We start from the raw sequence: 25,507 nt of genomic DNA, 5'->3' as shown, positions 1-25,507 counted from the left end.
TGTCTTATTTAGTTATATTCAATTGACCTTTATCATTATAGTATATTAGAATTTTATTGTCAATGAAGATAAATTATAACTGTAATAAATCTTTTATAATTATCTCAATATTTTTAAGGACTTTTTTTGAGTCTAGATACCAATCACGAGACCATAATCTTAAATAGCTAACTTTACTTTTATCTAGAAAAATACTCTTATAAATATCATCATACTCTAAATTATAGTTTAAATTATATATACTTTCATCAAAATCAATAGCTAAAACTATTTTTTCATTATTATATATAACTATTGGAAATATATACTTGCCATACATATAATTAACTCTATATTTACATCCAATTTTATCTATAAAGTCTATAATACCATTTATAAATTTATATTTATCTCCATTATATATATTTTTTTCAGATAAATTATAGGTTATATCAAGAAAATTATTACTATTTATATCCTTAATTACATTATTAGTCAAATAAAATATATTATCACTTTCATTTATATAGTTTGTCTCTACTATATCTAATAATTCTTTAGGAATTTTATTGTAATTTGAACTATTAATCATTATATATTTAATATCTTTGAAAAAGCTTTCATCTAATTTAAAAACTTTTTTTAATAATTTTCCGATAAATATATTTTTTATAGACTCTGATTTTTTTATTTCATCTACTATAATACTATAATCCTTATATAAATATAAAACGTCATTATATTTATTTTCATCCTCTTCAATGCTCTTTAGTAACTTTAACTCTGGAAGTAAGCTTAGTAAACTTATTAGCTCTTCTTTATTATTTGTCTTATTATAACAATAATTAAGAATTTCTATCTTATTATTATCTACATCATTTATATCTGATACTATCTCTTGAAAGTTATTATATATATTTAAGGTATTATTTAAAGCGTTTAAGTAATCTATTACATTTTCACCTAATAAAAATTTTATATTCTTTATCATTGACAACTTCTTTTAAAAAGTCAAATGCTTTAATATATATGCTTAAATATTCAAGATTTTCTTTATATTCAAATAAAATTTCGTCCTCATAATGTTTGTATAATAAAAGATTTTTTTCTTCTATTTTTTTATTTTCTCTATTTTTATTCCAATTTAAAGGATTCCATAATTTTTTTTTAGGTTTTCTAGTTAATAAATCTCCATTATATTTTATATTTACTACCTCTGATAAAGTTTTTAAGCTTTCATTATCAATATTATTTTTAATAAGAAATGTTTCTATAAAATCCTTTTTATACTTAGATGAATATAAAGGTAGTTCAAATGAAATAGGATTATTCAATAATTTGCTAATTTTTTTATAGGTGTTATCTACAATATCACTTTTAATATTATTAATAAATCTATCAAATACCTTATTATTTGAAAATCTTCTAAACTTAATATATTTAAGTAATATATTATCATTTAAAATTTCTTCTGTGATATTTTTTAAATATGAATAGCTATATTTGTTTAAATCTAAATTTTCTTTATATATATAATAATATCTATATCTTATATCACTATTATTAATAATTTTATTTGTGCACTTATACATATCTAATAATGATTTTCCATTATCATTTTTATTAAAAAAGATATTGAAAATCTTATACAACAACTCTTTCTTTTTTATTAAATCTCTATTAAGCAAATTAATTTTACTTATAATTGAGCTGATATCTTCATCCATTATTAAGTTATCAAATATAAGGTTATTTTTAATATTAATATATTTATCATATTTTAATATAGTTTCAATATTATTAGCCTCTTCATAACTATTATAAATTATTAATGTAATATCTGAAGTTAACATTTTCCCATAAAATGTACTTAATATATTTTTATCTTTAGCATCATAACTCATAATATCTATATTTTTATTTATATCTTTTAAATTATTATTCATTCTAATAAATGGCTTCCCCCTCCTGCTTATAATTAATATTAGTATATGTTTATAAGTATTAAATGGTATATAAATATCTTTTGATTTAATTAAGATTAATATTTTATGTCTATAATATTAGTATTGTTTATTTATTGTTAGAGAGGTGACTACAATTGAGAAAAATAATTAAATTAGCAGCAATTTCATTAATAACAACAATACTAACTACAATTACAATATTAATATTTTTTAAAGGATCTATAAATATAGTTTTAAACGGATTACAGAATTTTAATTCATCTGAAGAAGCTGTTGAATCAATGAGTCAATTAACTAATTATATAAATTCAGATATTATGGATTATAAAGATATTGTATATAAAAATACTAACAATTCTAAGTTAACATTAGATATATACAGCTCTAAGAAAGAAAATAAAAATGGTTCTCCAGTTATAATATATGTTCATGGAGGAAGTTGGATATATGGAGATAAAGGAATACCTAGAAGTTTTAATCCCATTATAAAATCATTTTGTGAAAATGGATTCACAATTATAAGTGTATCTTACGAACTTTTAAAAAATAATTTAGATTTAGAAAAGCCTATTTGTGATATAAAAGATGTTATACGATGGGTATATAAAAATAAAGATATATATAACATTAATACAAATGAAATTGGATTAATGGGAATATCTTCTGGAGCTCATTTAGCATTATTAGCTTCATATTCAGATAAGGATGAATTTATAGATGATAAAGATTTAGCACAATATCCATCAAATGTTAAATATGTAATTGATATATTTGGTCCTACAGACTTATCTACATTAGATATAACATTACTTGATAATAATATGCAAGATAATATAAGCTCAATTAAAAATTTAAATCTATTAGAGTCTAAATATAGTCCAATAAATTATGTAAATAGCAACTCTCCATCAACATTTATAGTACATAGCAAAAATGATACATTAGTACCTTATTCAAATTCAATAATGTTATATAGAAAACTTACTGATTACAATGTTAAATGTAAATTGTTATCATTAAAAGAAACAAAACATGATTTTACAGAAATAAGTGAAAAAGAGGTAATTGCTACTTTTTTTGAAATGTTAAAATTTTTAACATTTCATACACCATTATAAAAAAAGAGATAGTAGTTATATAACTACTATCTCTAGAGATTCTAATTATTTTTAGCTCCATATTTTTCATAGTATGCATCTATGGCAGACTTTACTTTATCATCTATATGTATTTTACCATCTATTTCTCTCATATAAAGATACTCAACAACTTCTGACATTGTAACTATTGAAAATGTAGATATATTAAAAGCTTCTTTTATTTCAGCTTGAGCTGATTTATTAGTTTTTCCCATTTCCATTCTATCTACAGATATAATCAATCCTTTTATATCTATATTTCCTTGGGCTTTTAATATTGGTGCTGTTTCATAAATTGAAGTTCCAGCTGTCATAACATCTTCTACTATTACAACTTTACTACCATCGTCTATTTTTGCACCAAGTAAAATTCCACCCTCTCCATGATCTTTAACTTCTTTTCTATTTGAACAATACTCTACATTTGTATTATAAAGTTTATTCATTGATATAGCAGTAGTAACTGTTAACGGAATTCCCTTATAAGCTGGTCCAAATAAAACATCTATATCATTTCCAAAATGTTTATTTATAGCTGTTGCATAAAATTCACCTAATTTGTTTAGTTGATCTCCTGTAGTATAATTACCTGTATTAATAAAGAATGGTGTTTTTCTTCCACTTTTAGTTACAAATTCTCCAAATTTTAATACATTACTTTTAACCATAAATTCAATAAATTCTTTTTTATATTTTTCCATTAAAATCATTCCTTTCATGCACACATATATTATTTTTATTTATAAGTATTTTATCCGTCTTATTTATTCTATCATTAATTTAAATCTTTTACTAATATTTCTTCAATATTAAAATGTAAACAAAAAGAAAAGGAACTAATTATATTCCTTTTCTTAAGATGAATAAAAAAAGTTATTTACCTGTTGCCTCTTTATCTAATTGATATAACCTAGCTCGTTCAGGTAAGGTAAGATCAATAGAACCTTCTCTTTTTTCAATAAGCTTTTGAAGTTCATTAAATTTTTCTTCACCTAATTTTTTTCTGATTACTTCAACCTTCATACTTTTTAAAAGAGACTTTTCAGAACCAGATAGTATTTCACCATTTTCACTTTTAGTTCTTAATTGATTTATCTTTTCCTTATCTTCAGAGGTTAAAAAACTTTCATTTTCTGAGGTCCAAAACTCATCAAACTTTTCTTTATTTACTATTATATTATAAGAGTTTGAGACTCTAACACTATTAGGCTTTAATGTTATTGCATTTACTTTAAAGTTTAATAGTTCTCCAACTAATAAAGAAGCTGAAATTACCATAATATATTTTTTATTTATCACAGCCTTGGCACCTCCTTTTATTCATATATATAGTATATGAATAATTTTGAAAATTAAGCTAGGCAATAAATGTAAGAAGATAAATATAAATTAATAACAAATTATTTTTTATTATTTTCCAAAAAGCGCTTTATACGTTTTAAAGCTTCTACTAAATCATCCATTGAAGCAGCATAACAAGCTCTAATAAACCCTTCTCCACATTCACCAAAAGCATTACCTGGAACAGCTAGTACTCTTTCTTCTAGAAGTAATCTTTCACAAAACTCATCTGAAGTCATACCTGTTGATTTTATACATGGAAATAAATATAATGCTCCCAGTGGCTCAAAGCAATCTAATCCCATTTCCCTAAAGCCATTTAATAATACACGTCTTCTTCTATTATACTCTTTTGCCATTTCTTTAACACTATCATCTCCATTTTTAAGTGCTTCAATGGCTCCATATTGTGCTGTTGTAGGAGAACACATTAATGCATATTGGTGTATTTTCTTTAATGCATCAATTAAAATAGGATGGCCACATACATAACCAAGTCTCCAACCAGTCATAGCATAAGCCTTAGAGAAACCATTAATTACAAGAGTCTTATCTCGTACTTCTTTAAAACTTGCTATAGATACGTGATCTTGATCATAAGATAATTCAGCATATATTTCATCTGATAATATTATTACATTTTTATCTTTTAAAACTTCTACTATAGCTGCTAATTCATCTTTAGTCATAATTGCGCCAGTTGGATTATTAGGAAATGGAATTATAACTACTTTGGTCTTTTCAGTTATAGCCTCTTCTAACATTTTAGGAGTTAATTTAAATTCATCTTCGGCTTTTAAGTTTAAGACCTTTGATGTTGCTCCTGTAAAAGCAGTACAGCCTTTATATGCAACAAAGCTAGGTTCAGGAATAATAACTTCATCTCCAGGTCCAACTAAAGCTCTTAAAGCCAAATCAATTCCTTCGCTTCCTCCAACAGTTACTAAAATTTCATCTTTAGCATTATAGTTTAGGTTAAATCTTCTATTTAAATATTTTGATATTTCTTCTCTTAATTCTAAAAATCCTGCATTAGAGGAATAATGAGTGTGTCCTTTTTCTAGTGAATATATTCCTGCTTCTCTTACATTCCATGGCGTAACAAAATCTGGCTCTCCAACTCCAAGGGATATTACATTATCCATTTCATTTATCATATCAAAATATTTTCTTATTCCTGAAGGCGGCATATTTTTAACATTTTCTAAAATCATATTTTCTAAAATCATATAAATATAGCCTCCCTATCATTAGTCTTCTTTTCTTTAAATATAGTTCCATGATCTTTGTATTTTTTTAATACAAAATGTGTTGCTGTTCCGTTAACATATTCTTGTACAGAAAGTTTATTGGATACAAATAAAGCTACTTCCTTCATTGTTTTCCCTTCAACTATTACAGTAAGGTCAAAACCACCTGAAGACATTAAATAACATGCTTTAACTTGATCAAATTTATAAATTCTTTCAGCAACTTTATCAAATCCAACACCTCTTTGAGGGGTTATCTTAACTTCTATAAGAGCAGTAACTGTTTCCTTACCAGTATTTTCCCAATTTATTAATGTTGTATATCCAGCAATAATACTTTTTTCTTCATAATCTCTAATAGCATTTCTTACTTCATCAACAGTTTTACCAGACATAATTGCAATTTCTTCATCACTATATCTGCTATTTTTTTCTAAAATTTCTAAAATTTCATCCATATTTAGCCCTCCTAATAAATTTGATTATAAAAAAACCTCCATCCCATAAAGGGACGAAGGAATATTCGCGGTACCACCCTAATAAGTAAATTAATTTACTCACTCAGTATGTATATTAAAATATACAACCCTTTATAACGTAAGGGACACGTCATTACCTACATTAAGAATAAAAATTCTTAGTTCTCAATAAGAAATTCAAAGACTGCTTCTAATAAGTTCCCATACTAAATTCTCACCATTACTTAGCTCTCTGAAAAGTTCCCTTATTATACTATTTCTCATCACTATTTTTAAGATATTTTCTTTTTTATTATTATAATAATAAACTTTGTAAAATACAATAGGTTTTTTATAAAAAATATTGTATTTTTTAAACTTAATAACTATCTAAATTTTATGTTACTTTTTCTATTAGACCTATTATCAAATAAAAGAGAGAAAAGTATGCTTATTAATAATATAATCATAATTATAAGTATTGAAACCACAATTGATATTTCAATATTAAAATATAATATAAGTAGTTTTATACCTGTAAACATTAATATAAATGCTACTCCATATTTCATAAATTTAAACATATTGTTCATTCTTGCTAATATATAGTACATACTTCTTAAACCTAATATAGCAAAAATATTAGAGGTATAAATAATAAATGTATTTCTTGTTATTGAAAAAATAGCTGGTATAGAATCCATTGCAAATATAACATCTGATCCTTCTATTATTAGTAATATAACAAGTAGAGGTGTAGCATAGATCTTTTTATTTATACACTTGAAAAATTTATTTCCATAAAATTTATCTGTTACTGGAATAAATTTATTGGTCATTCTTATTATATTGCTATCATGTACATTATTATTTTTATTTTTCTCGAAAAACATATGTATTCCACTAAAAAACAATATAATACCAAATATATATATAATAAAATTAAATTTATTTATTATAGATACGCCTAATAATATAAATATTAACCTTAAAATCATAGCCCCTAGTATTCCATATTTAAGAACACGTTCTTGATACTCTGATGGGACATTAAAACTAGAAAAAATCATTAAAAATAGAAATAGATTATCTAAGCTTAAGGACATTTCAAGAATATATCCTCCAAAAAATTCAATAGCTTCTCTCTCTCCTATATAAAAAAATATATATATGTTAAAAGTTATAGAAAGAGCAATCCAAAATAAAAGCTTATATAGTGATTTATTTTTTTTCATTTTTACACATCCTTTTTATTACTACAAACTATTTATATGAATTTTAAAAATAGTTTAGAAATAAATTAAATAAAAATAGGCCATATAAATAGCCTATTTTTATTTTTCACCTGAAGCCAAGAAAAGTAGAAGTATAATAGCAGTACTATCACTATTAATAAACTTATTATAGCTATCATATATCATTTTATAACTTGAATTTACTATATTAGGGTTTATAATATTTTTAAAGTAGTTTTTACCTATGACATCACTATGACTAACAACAGCATCAAAGTCCAAATTTTTAAAACCTGAATGTTTTAAATACTCTAACAGACTTCTACCAACATTCCTATTTCCTCCTATGGAGTTTTGAAAGCTCTCAAAACTAGAGTTCATAATTTTTATAACTTTATTTTCAGGGTTAGTTATTCCCCATAGACCATTATCTATGTCTATTATAACTATTTTCCCTTTTGGTTTTAATAATCTATATATTTCTTTTGTAGCTGAATAAGGATCTTTTAAATGTTGATAAATAAGTCTAGCAATTACAAAATCATAATTGTTACTTGGGAGAATAGTTTTATTTATTGAAGATTGAATAAATGTAATTCTTTCATTATACTTATTTTTTAATCTAGATTTAGCAATATCAATATATTCTTTATCAATATCTAAACAAGTAATTTTTGTATTTTTAAAATTATCTAAAATTTTTTCAGTAAAGAATCCTGGGCCAGAACCAACTTCTAAAATATTCATATTTTCACTTAAGCCTAAAAGTTTTAAGGTTCTTATTTCTTTTTTATAGCTCATTTCTACTTGTCTTTCAAGTTTTAATAATTCATTTTTTATTCCTAAACTTTTATATAAGTTCCTCTCCATTTGATACACTCCTAGTAATTTATAATTATAATATATTCGTATAATAAGAAAAGTTTAATTATATAAATAAAAACTAGTAAGCTAAACATTTTACTAGTTTTTTTATCTAATACATGATTTTAAAAAGTAAATTATTTTCATTTTTAAATGTAATTTTTTGTTAATTTAAGTATAATATATTATAAAATTTTAAGCACTTTTTTTATATAATAATTATCATAAAAAAGATATTCTGCTTTTATATGCCAATATAGCTAAATAAAAACAGAATATCTTTTTTAATTACTCCAAAACCAATAAAGAGGATCTCGTTTTGAATTTATTATTTCTATTTGTTTACAAATATTTTTTTCACTTTTAACAAATACTTTAGAAAGAAACGGTGCTATATAATATAATTCATCTTTATTTTTTAGACCTTTAGCTATAACTTCCAATACTATTTTCTCATATTCTTGATATCCATTTTTATCATCACTTAATCTTGTATTTGAAATATTATTAAACATATATCCCCCTAATATATAATTATTTTAAAATCTCAAGTTAATATCTTCATTTTAATAAATATTAAAGTAGATATTCTTTTAACTTTCCGTTAGCTAGCATTAACTTTATTCTATTCTCCTGATTTACTTTTGATTGTGAAGGATCATAGTCAACAACTACTATATTGGTATTTGGATGATTTTCTAATATTTTTCGTATGCTTCCTCGGCCTACTATGTGATTAGGTAGACATCCAAATGGTTGAGCACAAACAATATTTTCCACACCATTTTCTATTAAATCTAAGATATTAGCAATTAATAGCCACCCTTCCCCCATTTTAACACCATATCCAATATAACCTTCAACAAGTTTAATATTATTATTAAAATCATTTGTGGTATTAAAATTAGAGTACCTTTTTATTAGTTCATTGCATATATTTTGAATATGATGTATATACTTATATATTATTTTAGCTAACTTACTTTTAGTTTTATTAATCCCATATAAGTTATAATCTATTATTGAATTAACAATACAATAATTCACAAAATCCATTACTCCAGATTGTACCACTTCAACACCTTCACCTAATAAAAATTTTTCTAAATTATTATTGCCTATTCTTGAGTATTTCATATAAATTTCTCCAACAATTCCAACCTTAGTTTTAATAAGTTTATGTCTTTTAATATTATTAAAAATTAATATTATTTCTTTAAAATTTTTCTTATAATTAAGGAATTTTTTACTTTTAAATTTTTCTTTAATTATCGTAATACAATATTCTAATGTTTTGTCACTTTCATTTTCAATAACTTCATATGGCTTACATTGATTATATAGATTCATTATTAAATCACCATAAATCATACAGTAAAGAATTTCTAAAATAGTGTTGAAATTAAATTTTATACCAGGATGACTTTCTATATTAGCTACACTTAATCCTATGCAAGGAATATTTTCATTACCACTGTTTTTTAATGCTTTTCTTATTAAATGTATATAATTTGATGCCCTACAGCCCCCACCAGTTTGAGACATTAAAAAAGCTACTTTACTCTTATCATATTTTCCACTCTCTAAAGCATGTATAAACTGTCCTATAACTATCAGTGCAGGATAGCATATATCATTATTAGTATACTTTAAACCATAATCTATAATATCTTTTATATCATCTTCCAAAAACTCTATATTATATCCTTTATTCTTTAATATATCTTCAAGAATAGAAAAATGTATTGGTAACATATTGGGTGCTAAAATTTTATATGATTTTTTCATTTCTTTCGTAAATTTTATATAATCTACTGTCATTTACTCACCTACTTTTAATTGCTTCAACCATACTTCTTACTCTTATTTTAGCCGCTCCTAAGTTATTAGTTTCATCTATTTTAATTTGTGTATATATTTTATCTTTTTCTTCAAGTATCTTTTTTATCTCATCTGAAATTATTGCATCTGTTCCACATCCAAACGATACTAATTGTATAAGAGATATATTTTCCATATTAGATATAGTATTAGCTATATTTAATAACCTAGCTTGATAAGTCCATTGGTTTAAAATATCTACATCTAATTTGTTGTAACTAGTATTAATGGAGTCTTCGGGAATTACTACAAGTCCCAAAGAATTTATCATTTTATCAATTCCGTGATTGACCTCTTTATCTATATGATAAGGTCTTCCTGCAAGAACAATTGTTAGTATATTATTTTCTTTAGCAAACTTAAGCGCCTTTTCACCTTCTTCTATTAAATTATTTTTATATAATCTATACTCCTCTAGCCCAATAAAAAAAGCATGCTTAACTTGATTTTGTGTTATATTAGAAAAGGTAATTTTAAGTGCACTATATAAGTTTCTTATAGAGTTCTTTTGTAGATTTAAATCTAAATATGGACTTATATAATTTACATCTTTCAATTCATTTATATTAGATTTTAAAACCTCTGGATAATATGCTACTACTGGACAATTAAAATTATTGTCAGAAATATTTTCATTAAAATTATAAGTCATACAAGGATAAAATATATTTTTAATTCCCTTTTCTAAAAGATCTATAATATGACCGTGAGATAATTTAGCTGGATAACAAACAGTATCTGAAGGAATAGTGTATTGTCCTTTTAAATACAACTCCTTAGATGAATGAGCTGATAATACAACTTTTATTCCTAATTCCTTAAAGAAGGTAATAAAAAACGGTAAATTTTCATACATATTTAAAACTAAAGGAATACCTATTTCTCCATTACGATTTATATCTGATTTATAAGAATGAATTTTTTTATATTTATACTCATATATATTGGGTATTAAATTTTCCACCTTTTTTCCTAATGGATTAGTGCATTTATTTCCTGAAATATACTTATCACCAGTATTAAATATATTAATAGTCAAATTACATTTATTAGAGCACATTCCACATCTTGTTCCTTTAGAAACATGAGTAAAATTACTTAAATCTTTAGATTTAAGTATATTAGAATATCCTTTCTTATTTTCCTTTGAATATAAAGCAGCCCCATATGCACCCATAAGTCCTGAAATATTTGATCTAATAACATTTTTTCCAAGTTCGATTTCTAGACTTCTTAATATAGCATCATTATACATAGTGCCTCCTTGAACCACTATATTGTCACCAATGATTTTATTTCTTAGAACTTTATATAACGCATTTTTAACAACACTAATTGATAATCCTGCTGAGACATCTTCAATAGATGCACCGTTTCGTTGAGCCTGTTTCACAGATGAATTCATAAAAACTGTACATCTTGATCCTAAGTCTGCTGGATGCTTAGAGAATAGTCCTAATTTAGAAAATTCCTCAACAGTATATCCCATTCCAGTAGCAAAAGTTTCTATAAATGATCCACAACCTGATGAACAAGCTTCATTTAGTATTATACTTTTTAATACTTTATTTTTTATTTCAAAACATTTTATATCTTGTCCACCTATATCTAAAATAAAATCAACATTAGGATTAAAATATTTAGCAGCAATATAGTGAGCTAATGTTTCAACTATACCAAAATCTATATTGAAGGCATTTTTTATTAAATCCTCTCCATATCCTGTAACAGCACTAGATATTATATTTATTTTATCTTTATAGTTAGTATTAAGAAACTTTAATTGTTTTAAAATTATATCTACAGGATTCCCTTTATTGTTAGAATAATACTCATATAAAATTTTATTATCATCACTTATTAAAACAACTTTAGTTGTTGTACTACCTGCATCTATACCTAAATAAGCATTACCATTGTAAAGATCTATATTACTTTTTAAAACTTTATCATTATTATGGCGCTTTATAAATTCTTTATATTCTTTAGCTGTATTGAATAATGGTAATACTTTTTTTGTTATTAAATTTTGAGAATTATTTATACTTAATTTCTCTATAAGAGCCTTAATTGTTGTACTAATTTTTTCATTATATGAGAAAATAGCTGCACCTAATGCAACATATACTTCAGCATTTTCAGGAAGTAATTGATTTTCTGATTCTATATTTAAAATCTCTTTAAATTTTTTTTGTAACCCTCTATAGAAGTAAAGTGGACCTCCTAAAAATGCTACTTTTCCTTCTATCTTCCTACCTTGAGCTAAACCTCCAATAGTTTGATTTACAACTGCTTCATATATACTTGCAGCAATATCACTTTTACTAGCCCCTTGATTAAGTAAAGGTTGTATATCAGATTTTGCAAAAACACCACATCTAGATGCAATTGGATAAATATTAGAAGAATTTAAACTTATAGTATCAAGTTCTTCAACTGTAATACCCATTAAGCTAGCCATTTGATCTATAAAAGCACCAGTTCCACCTGCACAACTTGAATTCATTCTCTCCTCAAGTCCATTTGAAATATATATAATTTTAGCATCCTCTCCACCTAACTCAATTACTACATCTACATCTTTTAATCTATTCTTAACTGAAAGTGTAGTGGCAAAAACCTCCTGTACAAAAGGGATATCATATTCTTTTGAAATTCCATAGCCTGCAGATCCTGTAATTGATAAAGATACTAACTCTTCATTTACAATATCTACTATATTATAAAGCTCATTTATTATGGATTCTTTTATTTTTGTATAGTGCCTTTTATAAGATTTATAAATAATTTTATTATTATTATCTAGTAATACTAATTTAACAGTTGTAGATCCTGCATCTATACCTAATTTGTACATTGTATCACCCCTAACAATTACTTACTATTTTATCCCTCTTGACTATATTATTAATAAATTAATATAAATATTATAACTATCTTAATTTATATTAAAATAAAAAAGTCAAAAATATTAATACTTTAATATTTTTGACTCTTGAATGTACTAGTATTTATATCCTAGTACAACTATCTCGTATTATGAGTTTAACAGGTAAAACTATTTTTTTGCTTATTTTTCTATCTAGTTTTATTCTTTCTATTAATGTTTCTAAAGCTGTCTCTCCCATATAATCAGTATATACCTTTATAGTTGTTAATGATGGTGTCATATACTGTGCTGTAGCTATATCATCAAAACCTATAATACTTATATCATTCGGTATACTGTATCCTGCCTCTTGTATAGCTTTATATGCACCAATTGCCATAGGATCACTTGCAATGAAAAAGGCACTTGGAATTTCATTTAATTTTAAAGCTTCTTTCATTAAGCTATATCCATCTTCTGGTGTGAAGTTCCCTTTAAAGAGCCAATTAGAATTAAAGTTATTTTTATTAATCATAAAATCTTTATAAGTTTCCTCACGATAATTTAATAGTTCATCATGGTTATAATTATTATGCGGCGTAACCTTTGCGCCTATATACCCTATGTTTTTATGTCCTAAACTAGTTAAATATTCTAAAGCGCTTTTAACACCATTTCTTAAATCAACAACAACAGAGTCATAATTCCATTCATCTGGTGAAGAATCAATAAAAACAATATTCTTAGATAATTCACTAAGTTTTTCTATTTCATTTTCTTGAAAAATACCAATTGCTATTATTCCGTCAAGCCCTTTATATGAAGAATTATCATCACTTAATATTTTATTTAAATAAAGTAATTTAAATTCTATATCTTCTATATTACACTTTTTTTCAATTGCAATTCTAATTGATAGAAAATATGGGTCACTTAATTCTTTTAATTCAGTATAAGAACAAATAATTCCAATAGTATGGTTTTTTAATTTACTCTTTCTTTCCTTCATTGTTACATAATTCATTTCTTCAGCTATCTCTAATACTTTTTTTCTAGTATCTTCTGATACATTAAGACTTTTATCAAAATTTAAAATTCTTGACACTGTAGAAATTGAAACTCCTGCTACTTTTGCTATGTCCTTTATTGTAGCCACTTATATCACCTCATTATTTATTGAAAAAAGCAGAGCTATTTTATGCTCTGCTTTATTACTTTTTAACATACATTTTTCTTTACATCATCAATATATCTAATCATTGCCTCTTTTCCTTCGTTATTCCATTTAAATACACCGCAATGTTCTAAGACTTTAGAGAATACATCTCCAACCTCATCTTTTATTATTTTATCTATATTTTCTATATTGATAGCTTTATATTTTGTCTTAATTTTTTCAAACCATTCTATATGAATTTTCATATTTTCATTTGTATATACTTCATTATTATCGCTAATTAAAGAATCTTTTATAATTTCTAATTCTTCTTTTAATCTTGCTGGTAACACGGCTAATCCTAAAACTTCAATTAATCCAATATTTTCTTTCTTTATATTATGAAGTTCTTTATGAGGATGAAATATTCCATCTGGAAATTCTTCACTAGTTCGATTATTCCTTAAAACTAAATCTAAAACATATTTATTATCTTCTTTTCTAGCTATAGGAGTTATAGTATTATGAGGAGTTTCATTTGTGAATGCATATACTGAAACTTTTTCATCACTATACCCTTTCCAATGAATAAGTAATTTGTTTGCAAGCTCACTAATTTCTTTTATATTACTTCCCTTCAATCTTACTACAGTTAGTGGCCATTTTACAATAGCTAATGATATATTAGGATATGAATCTATATTAAATTCATAAACATTTTTTGCTTTATTCATTGCAAATTGATAGTTACCACCTTGATAGTGATCATGAGTTAATATTGATCCACCTACTATTGGTAAATCCGCATTTGATCCTACAAAATAATGAGGAAATCTTTCTACGAATTCTAATATTCTATCAAAAGTCTTTTTACTAATTGCCATTGGCACATGCTCACCTGAAAAAACTATGCAATGTTCATTATAATATGCATACGGTGAATATTGCAAAAACCATTTTTCATTTATTAAATTTAGAGGAATACTTCTTAAATTTTGTCTTGCTGGATGATTTACTCTTCCTCTATACCCCTCATTTTCTTTGCATAATAAGCATTTTGGATATTTTGCTTCAGGTAAATTTTTTGCTGCTGCAATTGCTTTAGGATCTTTTTCTGGTTTTGAAAGATTTATTGTAATATCTAGCTCTCCATACTCAGTAGGTGTTTTCCAAACAATATTTTGTGCAATTCTATCTGTTCTAACATAATCACAAGATTTACTTATTCCATAAAAATAATCTGTAGCGCTTTTTATATTCTCTTTATACTTATTATTAAATTCTCTAATAACTTCAGATGGTCTTGGCATTAATAGTGCCATTATTTTAGTATCTAATAAATCTCTATATATAGGAGTATTAGATTCTAAAACTCCATTTTTATAAGCAAAATCTAAAATATTATTGAGTATTTCAGTAGGAGTATCTAAATTTTCATCTTCTATATTAATTACTTCGTACTCATCTAAATTTAATGTATCTAATATACTATTTCTAATGAATATTTTATCTTCATCTTTAAATAGTTGTTTTTTTAATCCATATTGGATAAGTCGTTCTATTTCTTTATAAATATTCATAACATCCTCCTAATGATTAAATCCTTTAGGATTATTTTTATGCCAATTCCATGCATCTTTTATTATATCTTCTATATTAGTATAATCTGCTTCCCAACCTAATTCTTTTTTAGCTTTTTCTGCTGATGCAATTAATTTAGCTGGATCTCCTGATCTTCTTTCACATACTTTAGCTGGTATAGAATGGCCTGTAACTTTTCTAGCAGCCTCTATCATTTCTTTTACTGAAAAACCATTTCCATTTCCTAAATTATAAATTCCACTTTGATTATCTTTTCTAAGTTTTTCTACTGCTAATATATGTGCATTTGCTAAATCAATTACATGAATATAGTCCCTTATACAAGTACCATCTTCAGTGTCGTAATCATCTCCAAATATTGAAATAAACTCTCTTTTTCCTAAAGGTACTTGAAGTATTAAAGGTACTAAATGTGTTTCAGGATTATGATCTTCACCTATCTTGCCACTTACATGAGCTCCTGCTACGTTAAAATATCTTAAAGATATATAATTAACACCATGTGCAATATTAGCCCACTTCATCATCTTTTCCATAGCTAATTTAGTTTCACCATATGCGTTAGTAGGCTCAGTCTTATCGCTTTCTACTATTGGCATCCTCTTTGCTTCACCATATGTTGCTGCTGTTGATGAAAATACTATTTTTTTTACGTCATTTGCTACCATTACCTTTAGTAAAACCTCTGTTCCATGAACATTATTATTATAATATTTTAACGGGTTAGTCATACTTTCACCAACTAATGAGTTTGCTGCAAAATGAATAACTTCTGTTATGTTATTTTCTTTAAATACTCTATCTAAATCTTTTTCATTTCTTATATCAACGTTATAAAATTTTGCTTTAGGATGAATAGCCTCTTTATGTCCAGTCTCTAAATTATCAACAATAACTATATCCTCCCCCTTATCTATTAATTGATATACAGTATGACTACCTATATAACCAGCACCACCACAAACTAATATCATTATAAACTACCTCCTATAGCTCTCTTGTTCCATTTCCTATATTTCCAATATAAAAGCTAGCTTCATAACCAATTTTATTTAAATACCCTTGTCCTACTTTAGCTATGAAATCTTCTACATTATCTTTTTTTACTAATGAGACTGTACATCCTCCAAACCCTGCACCTGTCATTCTTGATCCAATTGTTCCATTATGTTTCCATGCTTCCTCAACTAATGTATCTAATTCTAAACCTGTAACTTCATAATCATCTCGTAGAGATATATGAGACATATTCATTAATTCACCAAATGTTTTTAAATCTCCATCTCCTAGAGCTTTTTTTGCTTGAAGAGTTCTTTGATTTTCATAAACAGCATGTTTAGCTCTCTTCCTTCTTATTTCATCCTTTATAAGATATTTGTTCGCTTCAAACTCCTCTATTGTTAATTCTCCCAATGAATTTATATTTAAATTCTCTTTTAATTCTTCAAGTGCAGTTTCACATTCTTTTCTACGTTCATTATATTTTGAATCAGCTAGTCCTCTTCTTTTATTTGTATTTGCTATTACTAACACTTCCTCTTTTAATTCAACTGGACAATAAGTGTATTCTAGCGTATTACAATCTAATAGAATAGCCTTATCATCTTTTCCCATTCCAATAGCAAACTGATCCATTATTCCACAGTTAACACCAACAAATTTATTTTCTGCTTCTTGTGAATATTTAACAAGAGTTACTCTATCTATTTTGAAATTAAATAAAGTGTTCATCATAACAGCTATTAAAAGCTCAAGTGATGCAGATGATGATAATCCAGCTCCGTTAGGTATATTACCATAAATTACGGCATCAAATCCTTTATTAATATCATGTCCATGTTTTTTCATTACATCGATTACACCTTTAGGATAATTAACCCAATCATGTGATTTATCATACTTAATATTATCTAATTCAAATTCAATAATACCTAAATCTTCAAAGTTACTAGAAAACATTCTTACTTTTTTGTCTTCTCTTAATTTTATTGCTCCATAAGTTCCGAAACTAAGAGCACAAGGGAATACATTTCCACCATTATAATCAGTATGTTCACCTATTAGATTTACTCTTCCTGGTGAAAAAAATGTTTTAATGTTATCATTTTCATTAAAAATATTAAAAAATAGTTTGTTAATTTTTTCTTTCATTTTAACCTCTCCATTCTAAATATATAAGTATTTTTTGATTTCGCTTTCTTCTATAAATTAATAATAGCATAGTGTATAATCGGTTTCAATATTTTTTTACTTAAATTTTACTCTTTTTTACTAAGTTTTTTACTAAGTTTTCTTTTATAAAAAAAGTGCTGAAAGATTTTTTCTTTCAACACCTTTTGCCTAAATTAAAATTAATTTATTGAAGATACCTCGTAACCAGCCTCTTCTATTACTTCTTGTATTTGTTTATCAGTAGCCATGGTTTCAATTATAGCACTTTTATTTTCTAAACTTACTTCTATTACCTTGGTATCCACTAGTTCACTTAAAGCTTCTTTAACATGCCTTACACAATGTCCACAACTCATACCTTCTATAATAACTGTTTTCATTAAAATAATCCTCCTTTTAATCTAGTATTTATTTTATTATAATATTGCTATTTTAATTGTCAACGTAAAGTATGTAAAATATTATATCTAATAAAACAAAAAAGCAGGTAAATAATTAAATTATATTTAACCTACTTAAATAATAAATATAGCTTTTATTATATAGCTTTATATTTGTAAATAAGATTTTAAGATTCTATTAAACCCTAAATCAGTTAGCACTTCTATTACTATTGATGTTAATTCATAACTCGATATATGCTCATGATGCTTTCTAAGATTTGATATTTTAATGTAAATATCATGCTGTATTAAATTTAAATCTGATGAATTTAAAGCTATTCCTATATCTTTAGCAGAATTCTCTATACTAGTAAGAATTTTATGAGGGTCGAAAATTTCTAATTGTCCACTTTTTTTAATAATAAACATATATTACTCCCCCTTTTATATAATATATGCTTTTAGAATTAATAGTTTACATTTAGTTAATACTATAACTCTAATTTTTTTAATAATACATATCTTCTTAAACCACCATACTTCAATTTTTCCTTAACAATTTCATAACCTAAAGATTTAAATGTATTAAGACTATATTCATTTAATGGGGATGCTGTAGCCATAATTATAGGAGTTTTATTTTTTATTGCTATATTTTCTATTTCTTTACACAAAAGCTTTTGAAGCCCATTTCCCCTATAACATTTTTTTACTACAGTAGACTCTACTTGACATACTTTAATTAAATTTTCATAGCTCAATTCAATATCATATCCATAATTGTTCTTATCATATTTTAAATGCCCATATACCCCCATAGCAATTAAACTTTTTGTGTTTTTTTCAACTATACCCAAAATTATGCCTTTCTCTAACATATACTCTTTAAATTCGTCTTTAGTAGATACAGCATATAACTCCTTATTTTCTAATTCATCAAAAATTTCATATTGTAACTCCATTATTTTGTCTAAATAATCTAAATTTAATTTTAAAAGCTCTGCTTCTATTATCTGTCCATTAGATTTATTTAAATTAAGTCTTCTCATTAAAGTACCTCCAAATAATTCATTTTATTTTGTTATTATATTATATAAAGAAAAAGGATAGCAATTAAAATTACCATCCTTTTAGGAATTAATTAATATGTTTGTGATAAATATATATTTAAATATTTCTAAGTTGTGATACTATTTTTTTCTTTATTCAGTTTTATTACTTTACAATTTGGAAGATAGTTAAATGCTATGTAAGCTCCTATTACTATTAGTAAAAATCCAACTAGATACATCCATCTGTATCCTAAATTAGCTTGTACTAAACTATAGATAGATGGATAAATAAAGTTAGCACCTCCGCTACTTAACACTGCTAATATTGCAAATGAACTTGCAACTTGATGCTCTTCTAGAACGTCTCTTAGATATTTAAATAAAAATGTTAAATATAGACCATACATTATACCATGTAATTGATCACCTAAAACTATTAAAGGTAATATTCCTGTTGAGAATAATATCATTTTTAATGAAGCTACTACAAAAGCTACTACTAAACATAGCTTACTATTTGCATTACTTAAATATTTAGCAACTAACATAAAAGCTACAAATTCAATAAATACTCTAACACCTATTGATATACTATATATCTTATTTGCATATTCGACATCCTTAGTAATATCTAATAAATATGAAGAGTATGCAAAATCCACTCCCATATAGCTCCCAATAGTTAAAAACACTACAATAGTTAAAAGTATTATAGTTTTATTTTTAAATAAGCTTTTTATACTTACGGTTTCTGCCTTATTATTATCACTTTCAAAATTCACAAATTTAGTAAGTATTATTATTGATATTATTATAATCATAAAAATTGCAAATAATTGTAATGTTCTATATCCATATTTTGATACTATTACTCCACCAAGTAATACTATACAACCAAAACCTATTGATCCCCATTTTCTAATATTTGAGAACTCTAAATTCTCTTTTGCACATAATTCTTCTATATATATCTCGAATACTCCTGCTAAAGGAGCTAAAATACCACCATATATTGGTGCAAAAACAATTGCAAGTGTTTTATTAATTAAAGTTAATCCTATTATCGCAATAAGTACAAAAATAAGATATGTAAGTATAAATCTTTTCTTATTTTTTGATTTAGAGAATTTATTTGATAATATTGGTTGTGATAGTAAACTAAATAAAGCTCCTATGGAAACCACAACCCCTACTTGTGAAAGAGTTAATCCTATTTCTTGATTTAGATAAGGAAAGTAAAATACATTTATTATACTAAATACCCCAAATACAATATATGTAGTTAAGTTATAATAATTTTTCATAGGTATTCCTCCGTGTAACTAATTATAATATTTTTTATAGTAATTTCATAAAATTTTCAAGAATTTTAGCTGTAATCCCCCATATAACATAGTTTTCAAAAATATAAAACAATGATGGATATATACCATTTTTAAAGTTATAATCTTTTCCTTGATGTATTAAATTATAAGGAAAAGATTCATTTCTTATAATTACAATCTCATTATTTATTATAATAGGATCAATATTTTTTAATTTATATATTGGAACATAAAAAATATGATCTACCTCATCCTCATTAACATTAATTAAATTGAAATTCTTAACATATCCAACAAAAGGATGTATTAATAATCCATAATGAGTAATAAATAAATCTAATTCTGATATAATTTCAAAATCATTATCTTTTAAACCTAATTCCTCATATATTTCCCTTATAACAGCCTCTTTGGCTGATTCATTGGCATCAATTTTTCCTCCTGGAAAAGATATATCTCCAGGTTGGCTTCTCATTTTTTTTGATCTAACTTGAAAAATAATACTCTCTACTCCGTTATATTCCGTTAATAAAATAGCAACAGATGCTCTTTTCATTTTTTCCCATCCATTTATATATGGAGTAAAATTTTCAAATTTTTTTATATATTTTTCTATCACAATTAAACAACTCCTACAACTACTACATAAAGTATTATACTTTCTTAATAAAAAATTTACTAGCTTTATATTTATAATATATATATTATAATAAATACTAGCAACTTAAAAAATTACATTAAGATGCTTTATAATAGAATTTTTTTAATTTAAGAGGTGTATCATATGACTAAAGAAGGAAAATATAATATAAACAAAAATATAAAAATAATTGTTACTATAATTATAGTTATCATCGCTGGATATCTAGGTATAGACTTAACAGAAAATTTCAATGGAAATAAACTAGATAATGATTTAATAATATCTTATCTAGATGTTGGACAAGGAGATGCTACATATATTAAAATAAATGATTACGATATATTAATAGACGCAGGTCCAAAAAGTGATACAGATAAATTATTGTCACAATTAAAAGAAAAAAATATAGATGATTTTGAAATTGTTATAGCTACCCATCCTCATGAAGATCATATAGGAGGAATGGGAAAAATATTTGAAAAATATAAAGTTGAAAGTTTTTATATGCCTAAAGTAACTCATACAACAAAAACCTTTGATAATTTAGTATCAGCAGTTTCTAAAGAAGGTCTTAAAATAAAAACTATAAAGGAAGGTATGAGTTTTGATTTAGGTAATAAAGCTAAATTTGATATTTTTGCCCCTATTCATGAAAATTATGAGGAATTTAACAATTATTCTCCTATTATGAAACTAACATATGGAAATAATACTTTCATTTTTACTGGTGATGCAGAAGCACTTTCAGAAGAAGAGGTTATTACTAAATATCCTAATGATTTAAAAGGAGATGTTTTGAAATTTGGCCATCATGGTTCAAATACATCTTCAATAGATAAGTTTATTAAAGCGGTTTCTCCCAAATATGGTATAATAAGTTGTGGCATAGATAATAAATATGGTCACCCTCATAAAGAAACACTAAATAAAATAAAAAATTATAATATTAAATCTTATAGAACAGATAAACAAGGCGAAATAATATTAACATCTGATGGAAATACTATAAATTTTAATAAATAATATACTTATAAAAGCCCATGATTGTAAAGTTATAATCATGGGCTTTTATGATTTCTTTTTATAAAATTTATATATAAGTTAAACTAAAGAATAGTTTTCCAAAGACCATGTAAATTACAATATTCTCTTACAAATACTACATCTTCTAATTTTATATTTAAGTAAGCTTCTGGTCTATCATCTGAATTTAAATTTATTCTAATTGTTTCAGATTTTGTAAATACTTCTATCCATTGTATATGGTGCTCTTTTATCATAGGGTGTGCAACTTCACCAACCTTTATGATAATTCCATCATCCTTTTTTTCTATTACTGGTAAGTGCTTTTCTAAAGCACCATCATTGGTACTTTCATTTTTTAATGTCATAGATTTACCACAACAGACTAAAGATCCGGCACCTTCTTGTAAAACTTCAACAATATTTCCACAAATTTCACATTTATGGATTTCATTAAATTTTGTCATATATACACATCCTCTCTCTCCATTTTTTTACAATATTCTATATGAATTATACTTCTAATATTTTCTTTTGTAAATATATTATTCATTTTTAATATACTTAAACAAAGGTAGTTACTGAAAAGTGCCTATTTTAATCTCTTTAATTGTTATGTTATACTGTGAATAATTAAAAATAAGGGAGGGATTCTTTGAAAAAAATAAAATTTTCTATACTTGTTATTACTATTTTAATAATAGGTTCTATTTCTTTTTTTATTATCTCTAAAGAAAGAATTAAAAATCACAATGAAAAACATACAGATAATATTTATAATTTAGAAAAAAGTAAAACAAAATTTATTAATAAAACTCTAAAAGGACATTATTTATCCCCTTTAATAACAGTAGTTGAGGAGAACCCAACATTCACTATAACTCTAGATAATATAAAACCTGATAGTAATGTTACTCTTATAAACTCTTTTACAGGTAAAATGGTTGAATTAAATAGTTCTTCAGATGGTACCTTTACCTTAGATACACCTTTAGATAAGGATATTGAATATGGGTTATTAATAGATTTTATGTTAGCAGGTTCTATAAGGGTAGTTGATGATTTAAATAATATTAATGAAAAAGAACTTCATGATGAAATATTAAAAAATTTACAATGTGGTTTATAAATTAGGAGGCTATATGAATTATTTAATTTTATTTATGGAAGGTATAATAACTTTTATTTCTCCTTGCATATTGCCTATGCTGCCAATATATATATCTTATTTCATGGGCAATAATGATGAGTCAGGAAAAAACAAAGTATTTTTAAATGCTTTAGGATTTGTAGTTGGTTTTTCACTTGTATTTACTATGCTTGGTGCTGCTGCAGGAACTTTTGGGAAATATATCAAAGAATATATGAACATCTTTAATATCATTGCAGGGCTTATTATGATTATTTTTGGTCTTAGTTATATTGGAATAATTAAAATTTCAATTCTTCAAAGAACCCTAGGATTTAAAAATAAAGCAAAGGTTAAAAATCTAAATATTATATCTTCTATAGTTTTTGGTACAATTTTTGCAATTGGTTGGACTCCATGTGTTGGTACTTTTTTAAGTTCAGCATTAATGATTGCCGCAAACTCTCAGCATTCATTAGAAGGAGTGCTTATGCTTCTTACCTATAGTTTAGGACTTGGAATTCCATTTATTTTATCTGCCTTGTTAATTGATTCCTTAAAAAGTACATTTAATTTTATTAAGCAAAATTATAAAGTTATAAATACGATTTCTGGAATACTGCTTATTATAATAGGGCTTATGATGATGACTGGATATTTAAATATGCTTTTATCATTTTTATCATTTTAAATAAGGAAGTGACTTTATGAATAATAAAAAGAAATTAATTTTTTCTAGTATATCAATTATTGCACTGCTTGTTATAGTTAGTTTTGGCTATAAATATCTTACAAGTGAATATAAACCAAAGGATATAACTTCATCAAAACCATCTATTTCTCAAGAATCAACATCAAAAGATTCTTCAATTTCAAAAAATTCAAATACCCAAAGTTCCGACTCTATTTCTGCAACTGATTTTACAGTTTATAATATAAATGGAGAAAAGGTAAATTTATCTGATTATAAAGGCAAAAAATCTGTTGTAATTAATTTCTGGGCAAGTTGGTGTCCTCATTGTAAATTTGAAATGCCATTTTTCCAAAGTGCTTCTAAGAAATATTCTACTGATGATGTAGAGATTCTTATGGTTAATCTTACTGATGGAAGAAGAGAAACAAAAGAAAAAGCCTTAAAACATATTCAAGAAAATAATTATACTATGACTGTTCTTTTTGATGAAGATCTTAATGGTGCTAATGCATATAGTATTAGAAGTATTCCAAGAACAATTTTTGTAGATAAAAATGGAAATCTATTCAAAGATCATACTGGAATAATTTCAGAAGATGCATTAAACGAAGACATAGAAAATTTAATTAAAATAAAATAAAAATCCACCAGCTTAGCTGGTGGTATTTCCTAAGCCCTATAAGGGCCTCTTACCTGCATTGCGCCTTAAGGCGCTTAAATTGGTTCGCCAGCCGCATACTATGTTACTTGCTACCCTTAAAAGGGTCCATATATTCTTTCATACTTATTTGATCTGAAATCATATCTTCTTTTTCTTGATTTCTTATATATTCTTCAATTGCCTTTCTATTTCTTCCTACTGTATCCACATAAAATCCACGACACCAAAAATGTCTATTTCCATACTTATACTTCAAGTTTGCAAATCTTTCAAAAATCATAAGACTACTTTTTCCTTTTAAAAATCCTACAAAGCCTGATACACTCATCTTTGGTGGTATCTCAACCAACATATGTATATGATCAACGCATACATGCGCCTCGATTATAGTTACACCTTTCCACTCACATAACTGTCTTAATATTTTACCTATTTCTTTTTTCTTTTCTCCATATAGCTCTTTCCTCCTATACTTAGGCGCGAATACTATATGATATTTACAATTCCATTTTGTATGTGATAAACTATTACTATCCATTACGGATGCCTCCTTTGGTTATTAAATTTGGCTGTCGAACCTAGTTTAATTATACCAAAGGAGGTTTTTATTTCCTACTGACCGCTAAAGCTTTTCGGAACTCACCTGCATAGCAGGTGGTTTTCATTAAACAATAATACAATAGC

General features: G+C 25.3%; 27 protein-coding genes and 1 other annotated feature. Of the genes, 5 read left to right on the top strand and 22 right to left on the bottom strand.

The window, feature by feature from the left end; genetic code table 11:
* Nucleotides 1-73 precede the first annotated feature (73 nt).
* Together ACYQ1T_RS13955 and ACYQ1T_RS13950 are read right to left on the bottom strand one after the other, a co-directional pair.
* Nucleotides 74-970: a hypothetical protein gene (locus ACYQ1T_RS13955; RefSeq protein ID WP_459835875.1), complete on the bottom strand. Its 897-nt coding sequence runs from the start codon at nucleotides 968-970 to the stop codon at nucleotides 74-76.
* Nucleotides 939-1,925, bottom strand: a complete 987-nt coding sequence (locus ACYQ1T_RS13950; RefSeq protein WP_459835872.1) for a hypothetical protein — start codon at nucleotides 1,923-1,925, stop codon at nucleotides 939-941. Before ACYQ1T_RS13950 ends, ACYQ1T_RS13955 begins: the two co-directional genes overlap by 32 nt.
* A gap of 155 nt (nucleotides 1,926-2,080) precedes the next feature.
* Between ACYQ1T_RS13950 and ACYQ1T_RS13945 the strand changes: the two genes are divergently transcribed.
* Entirely contained in the window at nucleotides 2,081-3,064 is a 984-nt protein-coding gene (locus ACYQ1T_RS13945) for an alpha/beta hydrolase fold domain-containing protein (RefSeq protein WP_459835870.1), read from the top strand.
* A 41-nt stretch (nucleotides 3,065-3,105) separates the two neighbouring features.
* On the opposite strand, the gene pyrE is transcribed toward ACYQ1T_RS13945, so the two are convergent.
* The 18 genes from pyrE to ACYQ1T_RS13855 all read right to left on the bottom strand — a co-directional run bounded on the left by pyrE (nucleotide 3,106) and on the right by ACYQ1T_RS13855 (nucleotide 21,292).
* Nucleotides 3,106-3,786, bottom strand: coding sequence for an orotate phosphoribosyltransferase (gene pyrE, locus ACYQ1T_RS13940; protein ID WP_459836567.1), 681 nt, complete (start codon nucleotides 3,784-3,786; stop codon nucleotides 3,106-3,108).
* A 172-nt stretch (nucleotides 3,787-3,958) separates the two neighbouring features.
* Nucleotides 3,959-4,384: a hypothetical protein gene (locus ACYQ1T_RS13935; protein WP_459835868.1), complete on the bottom strand. Its 426-nt coding sequence runs from the start codon at nucleotides 4,382-4,384 to the stop codon at nucleotides 3,959-3,961.
* A 101-nt stretch (nucleotides 4,385-4,485) separates the two neighbouring features.
* The gene (locus ACYQ1T_RS13930) at nucleotides 4,486-5,655 is read right to left on the bottom strand and encodes an aminotransferase class I/II-fold pyridoxal phosphate-dependent enzyme (protein WP_459835865.1); all 1,170 of its coding nucleotides are present in this window, start codon (nucleotides 5,653-5,655) and stop codon (nucleotides 4,486-4,488) included.
* Nucleotides 5,652-6,134 (bottom strand): Lrp/AsnC family transcriptional regulator, encoded by a 483-nt coding sequence (locus ACYQ1T_RS13925; protein WP_459835863.1) that lies wholly within the window; start codon nucleotides 6,132-6,134, stop codon nucleotides 5,652-5,654. The genes ACYQ1T_RS13930 and ACYQ1T_RS13925 overlap by 4 nt, the downstream gene beginning before the upstream one ends.
* Nucleotides 6,135-6,180: 46 nt before the next feature.
* Nucleotides 6,181-6,431 (bottom strand) — a binding site (T-box leader).
* Nucleotides 6,432-6,520: 89 nt separating this feature from the next.
* Nucleotides 6,521-7,369, bottom strand: coding sequence for a TerC/Alx family metal homeostasis membrane protein (locus ACYQ1T_RS13920; protein WP_459835861.1), 849 nt, complete (start codon nucleotides 7,367-7,369; stop codon nucleotides 6,521-6,523).
* A gap of 99 nt (nucleotides 7,370-7,468) precedes the next feature.
* On the bottom strand, nucleotides 7,469-8,239 hold the full coding sequence (locus tag ACYQ1T_RS13915) for a class I SAM-dependent methyltransferase (RefSeq protein WP_459835859.1): 771 nt from the start codon (nucleotides 8,237-8,239) through the stop codon (nucleotides 7,469-7,471).
* A 278-nt stretch (nucleotides 8,240-8,517) separates the two neighbouring features.
* Entirely contained in the window at nucleotides 8,518-8,748 is a 231-nt protein-coding gene (locus ACYQ1T_RS13910) for a hypothetical protein (protein WP_459835856.1), read from the bottom strand.
* Between the two features lie 61 nt (nucleotides 8,749-8,809).
* Nucleotides 8,810-10,054 carry a 2-hydroxyglutaryl-CoA dehydratase gene (locus ACYQ1T_RS13905; RefSeq protein ID WP_459835854.1) on the bottom strand — a complete coding sequence of 415 codons (1,245 nt, stop codon included), beginning with the start codon at nucleotides 10,052-10,054 and terminating at the stop codon, nucleotides 8,810-8,812.
* Between the two features lie 4 nt (nucleotides 10,055-10,058).
* Complete coding sequence (locus ACYQ1T_RS13900; protein ID WP_459835852.1) at nucleotides 10,059-12,971, bottom strand: acyl-CoA dehydratase activase; 2,913 nt, start codon at nucleotides 12,969-12,971, stop codon at nucleotides 10,059-10,061.
* A 154-nt stretch (nucleotides 12,972-13,125) separates the two neighbouring features.
* The gene (locus ACYQ1T_RS13895; protein WP_459835850.1) at nucleotides 13,126-14,139 is read right to left on the bottom strand and encodes a LacI family DNA-binding transcriptional regulator; all 1,014 of its coding nucleotides are present in this window, start codon (nucleotides 14,137-14,139) and stop codon (nucleotides 13,126-13,128) included.
* Nucleotides 14,140-14,201: 62 nt separating this feature from the next.
* Entirely contained in the window at nucleotides 14,202-15,719 is a 1,518-nt protein-coding gene (gene galT, locus ACYQ1T_RS13890) for a UDP-glucose--hexose-1-phosphate uridylyltransferase (protein ID WP_459835847.1), read from the bottom strand.
* A 9-nt stretch (nucleotides 15,720-15,728) separates the two neighbouring features.
* Nucleotides 15,729-16,718 (bottom strand): UDP-glucose 4-epimerase GalE, encoded by a 990-nt coding sequence (gene galE, locus ACYQ1T_RS13885; RefSeq protein ID WP_459836565.1) that lies wholly within the window; start codon nucleotides 16,716-16,718, stop codon nucleotides 15,729-15,731.
* Nucleotides 16,719-16,728: 10 nt separating this feature from the next.
* Entirely contained in the window at nucleotides 16,729-17,892 is a 1,164-nt protein-coding gene (locus tag ACYQ1T_RS13880; protein ID WP_459835845.1) for a galactokinase, read from the bottom strand.
* Between the two features lie 200 nt (nucleotides 17,893-18,092).
* The gene (locus ACYQ1T_RS13875) at nucleotides 18,093-18,293 is read right to left on the bottom strand and encodes a heavy-metal-associated domain-containing protein (protein ID WP_459835843.1); all 201 of its coding nucleotides are present in this window, start codon (nucleotides 18,291-18,293) and stop codon (nucleotides 18,093-18,095) included.
* A gap of 168 nt (nucleotides 18,294-18,461) precedes the next feature.
* Entirely contained in the window at nucleotides 18,462-18,725 is a 264-nt protein-coding gene (locus tag ACYQ1T_RS13870) for an ATP cone domain-containing protein (RefSeq protein ID WP_459835841.1), read from the bottom strand.
* Nucleotides 18,726-18,787: 62 nt separating this feature from the next.
* Entirely contained in the window at nucleotides 18,788-19,345 is a 558-nt protein-coding gene (locus ACYQ1T_RS13865) for a GNAT family N-acetyltransferase (protein ID WP_459835839.1), read from the bottom strand.
* Nucleotides 19,346-19,473: 128 nt separating this feature from the next.
* Nucleotides 19,474-20,652, bottom strand: coding sequence for an MFS transporter (locus ACYQ1T_RS13860; RefSeq protein ID WP_459835837.1), 1,179 nt, complete (start codon nucleotides 20,650-20,652; stop codon nucleotides 19,474-19,476).
* Between the two features lie 34 nt (nucleotides 20,653-20,686).
* Nucleotides 20,687-21,292, bottom strand: a complete 606-nt coding sequence (locus ACYQ1T_RS13855; protein ID WP_459835835.1) for an NUDIX hydrolase — start codon at nucleotides 21,290-21,292, stop codon at nucleotides 20,687-20,689.
* 165 nt (nucleotides 21,293-21,457) lie between these two features.
* On the opposite strand from ACYQ1T_RS13855, the gene ACYQ1T_RS13850 reads away from it, so the two are divergent.
* Nucleotides 21,458-22,339, top strand: a complete 882-nt coding sequence (locus ACYQ1T_RS13850) for a ComEC/Rec2 family competence protein (RefSeq protein ID WP_459835833.1) — start codon at nucleotides 21,458-21,460, stop codon at nucleotides 22,337-22,339.
* 83 nt (nucleotides 22,340-22,422) lie between these two features.
* On the opposite strand, the gene ACYQ1T_RS13845 is transcribed toward ACYQ1T_RS13850, so the two are convergent.
* Nucleotides 22,423-22,806, bottom strand: coding sequence for a desulfoferrodoxin (locus ACYQ1T_RS13845; RefSeq protein ID WP_459835831.1), 384 nt, complete (start codon nucleotides 22,804-22,806; stop codon nucleotides 22,423-22,425).
* A 188-nt stretch (nucleotides 22,807-22,994) separates the two neighbouring features.
* Between ACYQ1T_RS13845 and ACYQ1T_RS13840 the strand changes: the two genes are divergently transcribed.
* From ACYQ1T_RS13840 to ACYQ1T_RS13830, 3 genes are read left to right on the top strand one after another with little or no spacing between them, the layout of a single operon-like run.
* The gene (locus ACYQ1T_RS13840; RefSeq protein WP_459835829.1) at nucleotides 22,995-23,468 is read left to right on the top strand and encodes a hypothetical protein; all 474 of its coding nucleotides are present in this window, start codon (nucleotides 22,995-22,997) and stop codon (nucleotides 23,466-23,468) included.
* Nucleotides 23,469-23,481: 13 nt separating this feature from the next.
* On the top strand, nucleotides 23,482-24,159 hold the full coding sequence (locus ACYQ1T_RS13835) for a cytochrome c biogenesis CcdA family protein (RefSeq protein WP_459835827.1): 678 nt from the start codon (nucleotides 23,482-23,484) through the stop codon (nucleotides 24,157-24,159).
* Between the two features lie 16 nt (nucleotides 24,160-24,175).
* The gene (locus ACYQ1T_RS13830) at nucleotides 24,176-24,802 is read left to right on the top strand and encodes a TlpA family protein disulfide reductase (protein ID WP_459835824.1); all 627 of its coding nucleotides are present in this window, start codon (nucleotides 24,176-24,178) and stop codon (nucleotides 24,800-24,802) included.
* A gap of 103 nt (nucleotides 24,803-24,905) precedes the next feature.
* On the opposite strand, the gene tnpA is transcribed toward ACYQ1T_RS13830, so the two are convergent.
* The gene (gene tnpA, locus ACYQ1T_RS13825; RefSeq protein ID WP_459831012.1) at nucleotides 24,906-25,361 is read right to left on the bottom strand and encodes an IS200/IS605 family transposase; all 456 of its coding nucleotides are present in this window, start codon (nucleotides 25,359-25,361) and stop codon (nucleotides 24,906-24,908) included.
* Nucleotides 25,362-25,507 lie beyond the last annotated feature (146 nt).

This window comes from Clostridium carnis, assembly GCF_054657435.1.
Note: the sequence above shows the minus strand (reverse complement) of the source record. Positions and strands in the feature narration are given on the sequence as shown.

Excerpts from the sequence above, each read along its gene's own strand:
- tnpA (WP_459831012.1), bottom strand. The coding sequence starts at position 25,361 with ATGGATAGTAATAGTTTATCACATACAAAATGGAATTGTAAATATCAT.
- ACYQ1T_RS13845 (WP_459835831.1), bottom strand. The coding sequence starts at position 22,806 with ATGACAAAATTTAATGAAATCCATAAATGTGAAATTTGTGGAAATATT.
- ACYQ1T_RS13955 (WP_459835875.1), bottom strand. The coding sequence starts at position 970 with ATGATAAAGAATATAAAATTTTTATTAGGTGAAAATGTAATAGATTAC.
- ACYQ1T_RS13850 (WP_459835833.1), top strand. The coding sequence starts at position 21,458 with ATGACTAAAGAAGGAAAATATAATATAAACAAAAATATAAAAATAATT.
- ACYQ1T_RS13930 (WP_459835865.1), bottom strand. The coding sequence starts at position 5,655 with ATGATTTTAGAAAATATGATTTTAGAAAATGTTAAAAATATGCCGCCT.
- ACYQ1T_RS13860 (WP_459835837.1), bottom strand. The coding sequence starts at position 20,652 with ATGAAAAATTATTATAACTTAACTACATATATTGTATTTGGGGTATTT.
- ACYQ1T_RS13920 (WP_459835861.1), bottom strand. The coding sequence starts at position 7,369 with ATGAAAAAAAATAAATCACTATATAAGCTTTTATTTTGGATTGCTCTT.
- ACYQ1T_RS13870 (WP_459835841.1), bottom strand. The coding sequence starts at position 18,725 with ATGTTTATTATTAAAAAAAGTGGACAATTAGAAATTTTCGACCCTCAT.
- ACYQ1T_RS13910 (WP_459835856.1), bottom strand. The coding sequence starts at position 8,748 with ATGTTTAATAATATTTCAAATACAAGATTAAGTGATGATAAAAATGGA.
- ACYQ1T_RS13915 (WP_459835859.1), bottom strand. The coding sequence starts at position 8,239 with ATGGAGAGGAACTTATATAAAAGTTTAGGAATAAAAAATGAATTATTA.
- ACYQ1T_RS13865 (WP_459835839.1), bottom strand. The coding sequence starts at position 19,345 with ATGAGAAGACTTAATTTAAATAAATCTAATGGACAGATAATAGAAGCA.
- galT (WP_459835847.1), bottom strand. The coding sequence starts at position 15,719 with ATGAATATTTATAAAGAAATAGAACGACTTATCCAATATGGATTAAAA.
- ACYQ1T_RS13880 (WP_459835845.1), bottom strand. The coding sequence starts at position 17,892 with ATGAAAGAAAAAATTAACAAACTATTTTTTAATATTTTTAATGAAAAT.
- ACYQ1T_RS13905 (WP_459835854.1), bottom strand. The coding sequence starts at position 10,054 with ATGACAGTAGATTATATAAAATTTACGAAAGAAATGAAAAAATCATAT.
- ACYQ1T_RS13900 (WP_459835852.1), bottom strand. The coding sequence starts at position 12,971 with ATGTACAAATTAGGTATAGATGCAGGATCTACAACTGTTAAATTAGTA.
- ACYQ1T_RS13950 (WP_459835872.1), bottom strand. The coding sequence starts at position 1,925 with ATGAATAATAATTTAAAAGATATAAATAAAAATATAGATATTATGAGT.
- pyrE (WP_459836567.1), bottom strand. The coding sequence starts at position 3,786 with ATGGAAAAATATAAAAAAGAATTTATTGAATTTATGGTTAAAAGTAAT.
- ACYQ1T_RS13835 (WP_459835827.1), top strand. The coding sequence starts at position 23,482 with ATGAATTATTTAATTTTATTTATGGAAGGTATAATAACTTTTATTTCT.
- ACYQ1T_RS13830 (WP_459835824.1), top strand. The coding sequence starts at position 24,176 with ATGAATAATAAAAAGAAATTAATTTTTTCTAGTATATCAATTATTGCA.
- ACYQ1T_RS13925 (WP_459835863.1), bottom strand. The coding sequence starts at position 6,134 with ATGGATGAAATTTTAGAAATTTTAGAAAAAAATAGCAGATATAGTGAT.
- ACYQ1T_RS13875 (WP_459835843.1), bottom strand. The coding sequence starts at position 18,293 with ATGAAAACAGTTATTATAGAAGGTATGAGTTGTGGACATTGTGTAAGG.